We start from the raw sequence: 12,279 nt of genomic DNA, 5'->3' as shown, positions 1-12,279 counted from the left end.
AGCCATCGGGGGCCACCGAATGACGCGCGCGACTCTCGCTTCTCCCGCACGAGCCGACGGATCATGGCGGCGTATCGGCCTTCTACCTGTCGCGATCGCGGCCACAGTCACGCTCGCAGGCTGCGAGGACAAGAACACCTTCGTGGCGCCACCACCCCCCAAGGTCGATGTCGCCACGCCGATCCAGCGCCCGGTGACGCGCTATGTCGAGGCCACCGGCAACACCGCACCGATCCAGAGCGTCGATCTCGTGGCCCGCGTGCAGGGCTTTCTGCAATCGATCGACTACACCGACGGCACCTTCGTCAAGCAGGGCACCCAGCTATTCACGATCGAGCCGGAGATCTACAAGCTCAAGCTCGACCAGGCGCATGCGGCCGAGGCCGGGGCACAGGCTTCTCTCAAACAGGCTGAAGCCGACTACAAGCGGCAAGTCGATCTGGTTCAGCGCCAGGCGGTCTCGCAGGCGACCCTCGACTCATCGACATCGACGCGCGACAACGCCCAGGCCAATCTCCAGCAGGCGCAGGCCAACACAAGGCTTGCCGAACTCAACTATGGCTACACCAAGGTGAGCGCGCCGTTCGACGGCATCGTGAGCGCGCACATGGTCTCGATCGGCGAGCTCGTCGGCGTCTCATCGCCAACCCAGCTCGCGACCATCGTCGCGATGGACCCGATCTGGGTGAACTTCACCGTCAACGAGCAGGACGTGCTGCGCATCCGCGCCGAAGCTGCCCGTCGCGGCCTGACCGCTGCCGACCTCAAGCAATTCCCGATCGAAGTCGGGCTCCAGACCGAGACCGGCTATCCGCACGAAGGAAAGCTCGACTATGTCGCGCCGACCCTCAATTCATCGACCGGCACGCTCGCCGTGCGTGGCCTCGTGCCCAACGACAAACGGGTGCTGCTGCCCGGCTATTTCGTGCGGGTCCGCGTGCCGTTCGACCAGGACAAGAACGCCCTACTCGTCCCCGACGCCGCGCTCGGCAGCGACCAGGGCGGCCGCTATCTCCTGGTGGTCAACAAGGACAATGTGATCGAGCAACGCAAGGTGCAGATCGGCGCCGTCGACAACGGCCTGCGCGTGATCGAAAGCGGCCTGAAGCCGGACGACCGCGTCGTCATCGCAGGGCTGCTGCGGGTGATCCCGGGCCAGAAGATCGACCCGCAATTGACCAAGATCGAGCAACCGCAGGCGTCTGCCAAGTAGGAGCGCCGGCCATGATCTCCAAATTCTTCATCGAGCGGCCGGTCCTCTCGAACGTCATCGCGCTGCTGATGATCCTGATCGGCGGCGTCGCGCTGTTCAACCTCGCGATCGCGCAATATCCTGATGTGGTGCCGCCGACGGTGCAGGTGACGACGCGCTATCCCGGCGCCAGCGCCAAGACCGTGATCGACACTGTGGCGCTGCCGATCGAGCAGCAGGTCAACGGCGTCGAGGACATGCTCTACATGCAGTCCTATAGCGGCTCCGACGGTACCTATACGCTGACCGTGACCTTCAAGATCGGCACCGATCTCAACTTCGCGCAGGTGCTGGTGCAGAACCGCGTCTCCAGCGCGCTCTCGCAGCTGCCGCAGTCGGTGCAGAACCAGGGCGTCACCGTACAGAAGCGATCGACCTCGATCCTGCTGTTCGTGACGCTCACCTCGCCGGACAAGACCTTCGACAGCCTCTATTTGAGTAACTACGCCACCATCAATCTGCGCGACGAGCTGTCCCGCCTGCCGGGCGTCGGCAACGTCACGGTGTTCGGCGCCGGCCAATATTCGATGCGGATCTGGCTCGATCCGAACAAGCTGCAAGCGCGCGGATTGGTGCCGCAGGACGTGATCCAGGCGATCCAGCAACAGAGCCAGCAAGTCTCGGCCGGCCAGGTCGGCGCGCCGCCGACACCGCCGGGACAGGCATTCCAGTACACCCTCAACGTCAACGGCCGGCTCGAAGACACCGGCCAGTTCGAAAACGTTATCGTCAAGACCGGCACCAGCGGCGACGTCACCCGCGTGCGCGACGTCGGCTGGGTCGAGTTGGGTGCGCAGACCTACAGCCAGATCTTCTCGCTCAACAAGCAGCCCTCGGTCGGCATCGGCGTGTTCCAGTCGCCCGGCGCCAACGCGCTCGAAGTCGAACGGGCCGTCGAGAAGAAGATGACGGAGCTCGCCAAGCGTTTTCCGGAAGGCATCAAATACGACACGCCATTCGACACCACGAAGTTCGTTAACGCCTCGGTGCACGAGGTCTACATGACCCTGATCGAGGCCGGCCTGCTGGTGTTGGTCGTGATTCTGGTGTTCCTGCAGGACTGGCGTGCGATGCTGGTACCGGCGACCACAGTGCCGGTCACCATCATCGGGGCCTTCGCCGCGATGGCGGCGCTCGGATTCACCATCAACATGTCGACGCTGTTTGCGATCGTCCTGGCGATCGGCATCGTCGTCGACGACGCGATCGTCGTGGTGGAAGGCGCGGCCCACAATATCGAGAAAGGCATGAACGGCCACGACGCCGCGATCAGTGCGATGGACCAGCTGTTCGCGCCGATCGTGGGTATCACGCTGGTCCTGATCTCGGTATTTCTGCCAGCCTCGTTCCTCGCCGGCCTCACCGGGCGCATCTACTCGCAATTCGCACTGGTGATCGCGGCAACCGCGCTGCTGTCCGCCATCAACGCGGCAACGCTGAAGCCGACGCAATGCGCACTCTGGCTGCGGCCGACGGTGCCGCCGGAGCAACGCAATTTCTTCTACCGCGGCTTCAACGCCGTCTATGACCGCGTCGAGCGTGGTTACATCCGGCTGATCGGCGTGCTCTGCAGAAACAGCACGATCTCGGTCGTGTTCGCATTGGTGCTGATCGGGATCGGCGGCTACGGCCTCTCGCGGGTGCCGACCGGCTTCCTGCCGATCGAAGACCAGGGCTATCTGATCGCCGCGGTGCAGCTACCCGACGGCGCCTCGCTGGAGCGGACCCAGAAGGTGCTCGACAAGGCTGCCGACATCATCAAGGACACGCCCGGTGTCCAGCAGGTCATCACCATCGCCGGCATTTCAGCGCTCGACAACAGCGCGAGCCTTGCCAATGCAGGCGTCGCCTACATCATCCTGAAGGATTGGGGGGCGCGCGGCAAAGGCGAAGATTTGCGCTCGCTGGTTTATGGCCTGAACGACAAGGTCGCTGGAATCATGGAGGCGCGCACGCTGGTGCTGCCGCCGCCACCCATTCAAGGCATCGGCAACGCCGCCGGCTTTTCGATGCAAGTCGAGCTGCGCGACGGCAATAGCGACTTTGCCAAGCTGCAGGCCATCACCGGCGCAATGGTCTCCAACGCCCAGAGCCAGAGCGCGCTGCAGCGCGTCTCGTCCTCGTTCCGCTCTTCGGTGCCGCAATTCAACGTCGAGATAGACCGCATCAAGACTCAGACGCTGCACGTGACGACGGACGCGGTGTTCTCGGCACTGTCGACCTATCTCGGCTCGTCTTACGTCAACCAGTTCAACAAGTTCGGCCGCGTGTTCCAGGTCTACACGCAAGCCGACCCGGCATTCCGCGTCACCGAGCGCGACATCGCCAACATGCAGGTGCGCAACCAGAACGGCGACATGGTCCCGATCGGCACCGTCGCCACGATCACGCCGGTGACCGGACCGTCGCTGATCAGCCTCTACAATCTCTATCCCTCCTCAACCATCGTCGGCCTGCCGGCGGAAGGCTATTCGTCCGGGCAGTCGCTGAAGCTGATGGAAGAGATCGGCGACAAGACGTTGCCGCCGGGTACAGGCTTTGAATGGACCGCGATGTCGTACCAGGAGAAGGCGGTCTCCAATCAGATCTACTGGGTGTTCGGGCTCGCGATGCTACTGGTCTACATGGTGCTGGCCGGTCAGTACGAGAGCTGGTACGCGCCGATCTCGGTGATCCTCGCGGTGCCCCTATCGCTGATTGGGCCAATGCTGATCCTCAACGCGCTGAAGATCGACAACAACCTCTATTGCCAGATCGGCCTGATCCTGCTGATCGCGCTGTCGGCCAAGAACGCCATCCTGATCGTCGAGGTCGGGCTCGAACTGCACGGCCGCGACGGCAAGCCCGTGCTGGACAGCGCGATCGAGGCGGCGCGCGCTCGGTTCCGCCCGATCCTGATGACCTCGTTCGCCTTCATCCTCGGCGTGGTGCCGCTGGTGATCGCGACCGGCGCCGGCGCCAGCGCGCGCAAGTCGATCGGCATCACCGTGTTCTCCGGCATGCTGGCCTCGACCTGCCTCGCGGTGTTGTTCGTGCCGGCCTTCTTCGTGGTGGTGCAGCGGTTCGAGAACTGGCTCGGGTCGAGGAAGGCGCCAAAGGCGCAGCCGGCCGCTGAAGTGAAGCCCTAGGCTTGCTCGGCCGATACCTGCCGCGCCTCGCCGTTCGACACCAGAAGGACCGACGCTTTCGACTGCCTGAGCACAGCGTCGGCGACGCCGCCGAAGGAAAGATGATCGGCCTGGATGCGGTCGACACCCATGACCACGAGATCGACATCCGTGGTGTCGATCTCGCGCAGGATCGCTAGCTCCGGCGCCCGGTTGACGCGCAGCGTGGTGGTGATGTCGACGTCGTAGCGGGCGGCGAGATCGCTGGCATCTTTCAGGATGCCGGCCTCCTGGCTTAGCCCGCGCGACGCACCGCGCTGCGCACCCTTGTCCCGCGTCGTCGCCACATAGATCACGCGCAGCGAACCCGATCCCGCCTGCGTCAGCGCGACCGCGACCTCGGCGCCGCGCTTGGAGACGCCGCTGCCGGAGACGGGAACGAGGATGTTGAGCGCATCCGGCATCGGCTGCTTCAGATGCTTGCCCTTGGCCACGACGATCGCGAGCGGTCCGTCGAACTTTGCGGCAATGTCCTCGATCCTGCGGTCGAAGCGGTCCTTGGTCGCGGCGACCTTGTCGACGCCGATGACGAGGAGATCGAACCCCTTGCGCGCTTCGTCTGCAATCGTCTCGCCGAGTTCCGCGCGCCTGGCACGGGTGACGACATCGACGCTGCCGGCATCGTCACCGCCATTGGCGGAGACGGTTTCGGCGGCCTTCTTCACCACCGCCTCGTGGCTCTCTTGCTCGTCGCGGCCCTTCTCCTGCTCCTTGGCATGTTTGCCGATATGCAGCACGGTGATCGGCAGGCCGCGCATGCCGGCGAGCAGGCCCATGATGTGCGAAGCAAAGGTCGCGTTGACGCTCTCGTCGACTGCCAGCAAGGGACGTTCGAGATTGGCGACAAAGCCGCGCTTCTCGAATTCCTCCCGTTCCAGACGCTCCTTCTCTTCCTTGTTCATCGGCAGCTTCGCCAGTGCGGCGCGCAGCATCGGGGGCATCGCCATCGTGGTCACGATCGCCATGGTCACGATCATCGTGAACAGGTTCTGGCTGAGCACGCCGATCGAGAGGCCGATGGTGGCAATGATCACCTCGGTCGAACCGCGGGCATTCATCCCGCTCGCGAGCGCCAGCGACTCCCGCCTGCTCAGCCCGCCCAATGTGCCGCCGACGAAGGCGCCGCCGAACTTGCCGACGCTGGCGATCACGACCAGCAGGCCGGTGAGCAGCAGGAGATTGGGATCGCGCAGCACCGAGAGGTCGGCGCTAAGGCCGGCAAGGCCGAAGAACACCGGCATGAAGAAGCTCGAGATCAGCCCGCGCAGGCGCTCGTCGATCTGCCGCGTCAGGATCGGGGACTCGCCGACCAGGATGCCGGCGACGAAGGCGCCGAGCACGGTGTGGACGCCGATCAGGTGCGTGATCATCGCCATCGCGCACATCAGCAGCAGGATCACCGTGATGACCGCCGCCGTGCTGACGAGGTTGTCGTTGGCCCAGCGAATGAGCTGAAACACCAGCCGCCGGCCGATGGTGAAGCTGATGGCGAGGAAAGCGAGCGTGCCCAGCACCGCCTTCGCCACCGAGGCAATATCCAGCGTGCCCTGCGACGCCAGGCTGAAGATAACGGCGATGATGATCCAGCCGATGGTATCGTCGATCACGGCCGTCGCGACGATGATCTGGCCGACATTGCGGCGCATGAAGTTCATCTCGCGCACGACCACCGCGACGATCTTCACCGAGGAGATCGACAGCGCCGTGCCCATGAACAGCGAGGCCACCAGCCGCTGCTCCGGCTTCGGCAAGAGCGCATCCGGCAGAAATTCGCCAAGCGCGAAGCCGCAGGCGAAGGGCACCAGAATGCCGGCGATCGAGATCGAGATTGCGGCCTTGCCGACCTTCTTCACCAGCTTGAGGTCGGTCTCCATGCCGGTGAGCAGGAGCAGCAGCAGAATGCCGAACTGCGCGATGCCGTCGATCATCGCCTTCTGCTCGGGTGTCTTCGGGAAGATCGCGTGCTGTGCATCCGGCCAGATCCAGCCGAACAGCGATGGTCCCAAAACGATGCCGGCGAGCAACTCGCCGATCACCGAGGGCTGGCCGATGCGCTGCATGATCTCGCCGAGGCCGCGGCCAACGGCAATCAACAGCACGATTTGCGCCACCAGCAGGAATTCGGACGGACCGGTGGACTTTCCGCCCTCGGCGCTGGCCGCAATGGTGGTGAGGACAAGCGCCGCGGGGACAAGGCCGACCGGTCGGAGCAGGCTCCACTGCATGCAGGTGTCTTCCCCCGTGACTGCCCCGGCAAATGCCGAGGCCACGGGGATAGAACTTGCAGGAGGTCGCGCGGGTTCCCGCCTCTCTTACGGCCGGGTCGACGGGCGAAAATCGAAAACAACCCCATGCACAGTAGAGATGGGATCGAAAAGGCTTGAAAATTTCGGTCTTGCCGAAATCTCTTGCTCCGTCGGGCAAAACACCGGCATAATGGCATCGTGGGTGGTGTGCGTGACGGTTGAGAGGGTGGAGCAAGGCGCCGCCTCATCCCCCGTCATTGCGAGCCTCACGTCATTGCGAGCGCAGCGAAGCAATCCAGAGTCCCTCCGCGGAGGCAGTCTGGATTGCTTCGCTGCGCTCGCAATGACGAGTGGAGAGAGCTCCCGCCTCAAACCGCCGCCGGCATCCGGATCTCCCGCGGCAGGATGATCGCGGCCGCGATCGCCAGCAGGCAGAGCGCGGCAAACGCGTGCAGCATGGTGACGAAGCCGCCCTGCTCGTAGAGCCACGCGACCAGGCCGACCGAGGCGCCAGCCGCGGTGAAGCCGATGAAATAGCGCACCGCATAGGCGCGCGAGCGCCATTCCTCGCTGGTGTATTTGCCGACCATGGCGTCGTTGACCGTGACCTGTCCGAACGCGCCCATGACGATGCCGATCGACACCAAGATCAGCGGCAAATTGCTCAGGCTCGCGGCCAGATACAGGAACGGCGCCAGCATGAAGGACAGCGGCACGGCCACCGTCTTCAGCGAATAGCGGTCGAGCAGCCGGCCGATCGTGTACTGCGTCATGGCGCCGAACACATAAACGCAGGCCGCGATCACGCCGAGCAGCGCCGGGCTTTTGGTGAGGTCCGCGAGGCGCTCCGCAAACAGTTTTGGCAGCGCGACGGTGACGGCGTTGAACGTCGTCGAGATCGCAACCACGACGATCAGCAACGACAGCACCACGCGCCACATGTCCTGCTTGGCGACCCGCGCTTGCGCGGCCGCCTGCTTCGAGCCCTTGCGATCCTCATGCACGACCATCATCGCAAAGGCGATGCCGATCAGGATGGTGACGATGCCGGGGACGATGAAGGCAAAGCGCCAGCCGAAATACTGCCCGATCACGCCCGTGACCAGCGCGGACGAGGCGACGCCGAGATTGCCCCAGACGCCGTTGATGCCCATCTCGCGGCCGAGCCTGTCGGCATAGGACACGATCATCGCGGTGCCGACGGGGTGATAGATCGAGGCGAAAACGCCGATCACAAACAGCGCCGCGCCAAGTTGCACCGGCGTCTGCACGAAGCCCACCGAGATCATGGAAAGGCCGATGCCGACGAAGAAGATCAGCATCATGTGGCGGCGGCTCCAGCGGTCGCCGAGCCAGCCGGTGAGCAGCGAGCCGGCGCCGAAGGCGATGAAACCGGGGGTCGCGTAGGGAAGCAGTTCCGAATAGGCCATGCCGAGCGCCGGCCCCATGATGATCACGGCAGCGGCGAAGATCAGCATCGCATAATGATCGATGAAATGGCCTGCGTTGACGAAACTGATGACCCGGCTGGGGCTGTTCATTCGGAATCCTCTCCTGCTCCGAAATGAGTTATATGTCGGACCCATGACGGGATGCTGCCAATGACTGTCTTGGAAACGCCAATTTTGCAAACGCCAATCCTCCGGGAGGTCCGGAGCAACCATCGCTCGCCCTCGGGCGTGCATCTGGTTGCGCGCGACTATCCCAAGGGCATGCGGATTGATCCGCACATGCACCGCGAGGCGCAGCTGATTTATGCGGCCAAGGGCACCATGCAGGTGAACACGCCCGGGGGGCGCTGGCTGGTGCCGCCCGACCGCGCGGTCTGGGTCCCGGCCGGGCTCGAGCATGCGATCGACCTGCTCGCCGACATCGAGATGCGCACGCTGTATTTCGACCTGCCCTGGCTGAAGCGCGAGAAGCGCTATGAGGGATTGACCAGGGAATTCGTGGTGCGGGTGTCGCCGCTGCTCAATCAGGCGATCCTCGCGCTGTTCGACGCGCGCAACACCGAGGAGCGCACCGAGTTGCTGGTCCGCCTGGTGATGCTGGAATTGCAGCAGGCCGAGGATTCCGCGACCTTCGTGCCGCTGCCGCACGAGCCGCGCTGCCGGCGCGCCGCGATGATCGTGCTCGATGATCCCACCGGCCTGCACGACATCGACACGCTGGCGCGCGAGGTCGGAACCTCCGCGCGCACGCTGTCGCGGCTGTTCTCGACCGAGACACAGCTGAGCTTCAAGAGCTGGTGCCAGCGCGCCAGGATTGCGGCGGCGATCCAGCGACTGTCGACGGATGCAAGCGTGTCGGTAAAACAGCTCGCGACGCAACTCGGCTACGCCAGCGTGCCAGCGTTCTCGGCCGCGTTCCGCCAGGTGACCGGGCGGACGCCGACGGAATTTGCGGGGAAGGTGTAGCCCGTCATTGCGAGGAGCTCGCGACAAAATTGCGTAGCAATTTTGCGCTGATGCGACGAAGCAATCCAGAGTCCGTCCGCGGCGAGACTCTGGATTGCTTCGCTGCGCTCGCAATGACGGCGTATGGGGCAGGCGCCTCGTTCGCCAAAAATGCCGCTGCCGGGCATGGCGGCATTCTTAGAATGCACAGCCCAACCAAAGTTGCCCAAATCCCCTGCTTGATTGTGATCGGCTTCCGCTTAAATCCCGTGTAAGCTTCCGCATTGCACAAACCCGGATTCGAAAAGCCCAGATGGCCAATGCCTTCTTCTCCGACCTGCTTGCCACAATTTCAGAACGCGGCCGCACGCTGTTGCGCCGCGATTCAGCGGATACCGCACGGGACGCCGACGGGCTGATCGAGCTCTGCGGCGCGCTGCTGTCGGGCCGGGGCGAAGCCTCCGGCACCGCCATGGCGCGCGAAGTGCTCGACATCTACCGGGAGTTGGATGCGGCAGGACGCCGCGCCTTCTTCGAAGGACTGGTGCGCGATTTCGGCCCGGACCGGGAACGGCTGGCACAGGCGATCGAGAAATGGCGCGCGAAGCCGGCCGACGAGGACGCGAGCTCGCTGCATTTCGCCTCGGAGCCGCGGCGACAGGAATTGATCCGCCGTCTCAACCGCGCGCCGGGCGGCACCGGCGATCTCGTCGCCATGCGCGCCGATCTGCTCGGCATGGTGAACGGACACACCGACCTCGCCGCGCTCGACCGCGACGTCTCGCATCTTCTCGCTTCGTGGTTCAACAGGGGGTTTCTCGTGCTGCGCCGGATTGACTGGTCGACCCCGGCCAACATCCTCGAAAAGATCATTCGCTATGAAGCCGTGCACGAGATCAGCGACTGGGACGATCTGCGCCGCCGCATCGATCCGGTCGACCGCCGTTGCTACGCCTTCTTCCATCCCGCGATGGTCGACGAGCCCCTGATCTTCGTCGAGGTGGCGCTGACCGAGACGATCCCCGGCGCGATCGCGCCGCTGCTTACGGTCGATCGCCAATACCTTCCGATCGAGAAGGCGCGGACCGCCGTGTTCTATTCGATCTCCAACACCCAGCGCGGCCTTGGTGGCATTTCCTTCGGCAGCTTCCTGATCAAGCAGGTGGTCGAAGAGCTGCGTCGCGAGACGCCGAAGCTCGACTATTTCGTGACGCTGTCGCCGGTGCCGGGCTTCATGCCGTGGGTGAAGCAGGACAAGGACCTGCCGCTGTCGGACGAGGACCGCGAGATCCTGAAGCGCCTCGACGATCCCAAATGGTATGAGAATCCCGAGACGACAACGCAGCTGCGCGGCGTGATCGAGCCGCTCGCCGCGCACTACCTCCTGAAGGCGCGCACGCCGAAAGGCCGCCTGATCGACTCCGTCGCCCGCTTCCATCTCGGCAACGGCGCACGGCTGGAGCGCATCAACTGGCTCGGCGACCTCTCGCCCAAAGGCCTGCGCGAGTCGGCCGGCGTGATGGTGAACTACCTCTACCGCCTCGATGACATCGAGAAGAACCACGAAGCCTACGCCAATGACGGCGAGGTCGTGGCGTCCAGCGCGGTGAAGAAGCTCCTGAAGGGCGAAGGGCGGCGGTTGCTGGATATGCGGCTGTCGTAGCCCAACTCGCGCCACGTCGTCATTGCGAGGAGCTCTTGCGACGAAGCAATCCAGACTGCCGCCACTGAAAGATTCTGGATTGCTTCGCTGCGCTCGCAATGACGGAGTATGTGGCGGCGTCTCGCGCTATCCCCGCCACTATCCACCCCGGACCGAGCTCCGTGGACGACCCCGGCTCTCTCACCGTCATTGCGAGGAGCACTTGCGACGAAGCAATCCAGGCTGCCGCCGCGGAAAGATTCTGGATTGCTTCGCTTCCGCCGTCGCTCTTCGAGCTATGGCGGACAAGCCGCTCGCAATGACGGAGTGGGTTGCACCAGCGGAGCCTACTCCGCCAGCGCCTTCATCTCCTTGTAGAGATCGGACTTGCCTTCAAAACCGATGCCCGGCAGGTCGGGCATGGTGATGTGGCCGTTCTCGACGCGGATACCATCGGGGAAGCCGCCGTAGGGCTGGAACAGGTCGGGGTAGCTTTCGTTGCCGCCAAGGCCGAGGCCGGCGGCGATGTTGAGCGACATCTGGTGGCCGCCGTGCGGGATGCAGCGGCTGGGGGACCAGCCGCAGGTCTTCAGCACGTCGAGCGTGCGCTGATATTCGCACAGGCCATAGGACAGCGCGCAGTCGAATTGCAGCCAATCGCGGTCTGGGCGCATGCCGCCGTAGCGGATGAGATTGCGGGCGTCCTGGTGGCTGAACAGGTTTTCGCCTGTCGCCATCGGGCCCGGATAGAACTCGGCGAGGGCTGCCTGCAGCGCGTAGTCGAGGGGATCGCCGACCTCCTCGTACCAGAACAGCGGATAGTCGCGCAGCATTTTTGCGTAGGCGATTCCGGTTTCGAGATTGAAGCGGCCGTTGGCGTCGACGGCGAGCTGCGCGTCCTTGCCGATCTCCTTCAGCACCGCCTCGATGCGGGTGCGGTCGTCTTCGATCGACGCGCCGCCGATCTTCATTTTCACGACGTTGTAGCCGCGATCGAGATAGCCGCGCATCTCGCCGCGCAGCATCGAGAGGTCCTTGCCGGGATAGTAGTAGCCGCCGGCGGCGTAAACGAAGACGCGCGGATTGGCTTTGACGCCATGACGCTCGGCGAGCAAACGAAACAGCGGCTTGCCTGCGATCTTCGCGACCGCGTCCCACACCGCCATGTCGATGGTGCCGACCGCGACCGAGCGCTCGCCGTGACCGCCCGGCTTCTCATTGGTCATCATCGCACCCCAGACCTTGTCGGGGTCGAGATTATCGCCGACCGCATTCAACAGCGACTTCGGATCGGCTTCGGTGATGCGCGAGGCGAAACGCTCGCGGATCAGGCCGCCCTGCCCGTAGCGGCCGTTGGAATTGAAGCCGTAGCCGATAACACGCTTACCGTCGCGCACGACGTCAGTGACGACGGCAACGAGGCTCGTCGTCATCCTGGTGAAGTCGATATAGGCGTTGCGGATCGGCGATGAGATCGGCTTGGTGATCTCGCGGACGTCGACAATGCGGACGGACATGGGGTTTGGCCTTCGGTGGTTATTGTCGTCATTGCGAGAAGCGGAGCGACGAAGCAATC

Annotated in this window: 7 protein-coding genes; 4 read left to right on the top strand and 3 right to left on the bottom strand. The window is 64.1% G+C overall.

Features of this window, described 5'->3' with window-relative positions; all coding sequences use genetic code 11:
- Positions 1–19: 19 nt before the first annotated feature.
- Together ABIA96_RS12685 and ABIA96_RS12680 are read left to right on the top strand one after the other, a co-directional pair.
- Positions 20–1,213 carry an efflux RND transporter periplasmic adaptor subunit gene (locus ABIA96_RS12685; protein ID WP_354137385.1) on the top strand — a complete coding sequence of 398 codons (1,194 nt, stop codon included), beginning with the start codon at positions 20–22 and terminating at the stop codon, positions 1,211–1,213.
- A gap of 11 nt (positions 1,214–1,224) precedes the next feature.
- Positions 1,225–4,380, top strand: a complete 3,156-nt coding sequence (locus ABIA96_RS12680) for an efflux RND transporter permease subunit (RefSeq protein WP_354137384.1) — start codon at positions 1,225–1,227, stop codon at positions 4,378–4,380.
- Here the strand turns inward: ABIA96_RS12680 and ABIA96_RS12675 are convergent.
- Positions 4,377–6,644 (bottom strand): cation:proton antiporter domain-containing protein, encoded by a 2,268-nt coding sequence (locus ABIA96_RS12675; protein ID WP_354137383.1) that lies wholly within the window; start codon positions 6,642–6,644, stop codon positions 4,377–4,379. The two genes, ABIA96_RS12680 and ABIA96_RS12675, sit on opposite strands and share 4 nt — an antisense overlap.
- Positions 6,645–7,033: 389 nt before the next feature.
- Complete coding sequence (locus ABIA96_RS12670) at positions 7,034–8,206, bottom strand: MFS transporter (RefSeq protein ID WP_354137382.1); 1,173 nt, start codon at positions 8,204–8,206, stop codon at positions 7,034–7,036.
- A gap of 51 nt (positions 8,207–8,257) precedes the next feature.
- On the opposite strand from ABIA96_RS12670, the gene ABIA96_RS12665 reads away from it, so the two are divergent.
- Both ABIA96_RS12665 and ABIA96_RS12660 read left to right on the top strand, forming a co-directional pair.
- Positions 8,258–9,082, top strand: coding sequence for an AraC family transcriptional regulator (locus tag ABIA96_RS12665; protein WP_502918812.1), 825 nt, complete (start codon positions 8,258–8,260; stop codon positions 9,080–9,082).
- 292 nt (positions 9,083–9,374) lie between these two features.
- Positions 9,375–10,724, top strand: coding sequence for a malonyl-CoA decarboxylase (locus ABIA96_RS12660; RefSeq protein ID WP_354137380.1), 1,350 nt, complete (start codon positions 9,375–9,377; stop codon positions 10,722–10,724).
- Between the two features lie 326 nt (positions 10,725–11,050).
- Here the strand turns inward: ABIA96_RS12660 and tarD are convergent, their stop codons facing one another.
- A complete protein-coding gene (tarD, locus tag ABIA96_RS12655; RefSeq protein WP_354137379.1) occupies positions 11,051–12,220 on the bottom strand; it encodes a D(-)-tartrate dehydratase in 1,170 nt (389 codons plus the stop codon).
- Positions 12,221–12,279: the final 59 nt, after the last annotated feature.

It is taken from the genome of Bradyrhizobium sp. LB11.1 (genome assembly GCF_040549385.1).
In the GTDB taxonomy this organism is placed as follows: domain Bacteria; phylum Pseudomonadota; class Alphaproteobacteria; order Rhizobiales; family Xanthobacteraceae; genus Bradyrhizobium.
This window is presented reverse-complemented; position numbering and strand designations above follow the sequence as displayed.

Coding starts and splice junctions, on each gene's coding strand:
- ABIA96_RS12680 (WP_354137384.1), top strand. CDS start 1,225: ATGATCTCCAAATTCTTCATCGAGCGGCCGGTCCTCTCGAACGTCATC.
- ABIA96_RS12665 (WP_502918812.1), top strand. CDS start 8,258: ATGCTGCCAATGACTGTCTTGGAAACGCCAATTTTGCAAACGCCAATC.
- ABIA96_RS12675 (WP_354137383.1), bottom strand. CDS start 6,644: ATGCAGTGGAGCCTGCTCCGACCGGTCGGCCTTGTCCCCGCGGCGCTT.
- tarD (WP_354137379.1), bottom strand. CDS start 12,220: ATGTCCGTCCGCATTGTCGACGTCCGCGAGATCACCAAGCCGATCTCA.
- ABIA96_RS12685 (WP_354137385.1), top strand. CDS start 20: ATGACGCGCGCGACTCTCGCTTCTCCCGCACGAGCCGACGGATCATGG.
- ABIA96_RS12670 (WP_354137382.1), bottom strand. CDS start 8,206: ATGAACAGCCCCAGCCGGGTCATCAGTTTCGTCAACGCAGGCCATTTC.
- ABIA96_RS12660 (WP_354137380.1), top strand. CDS start 9,375: ATGGCCAATGCCTTCTTCTCCGACCTGCTTGCCACAATTTCAGAACGC.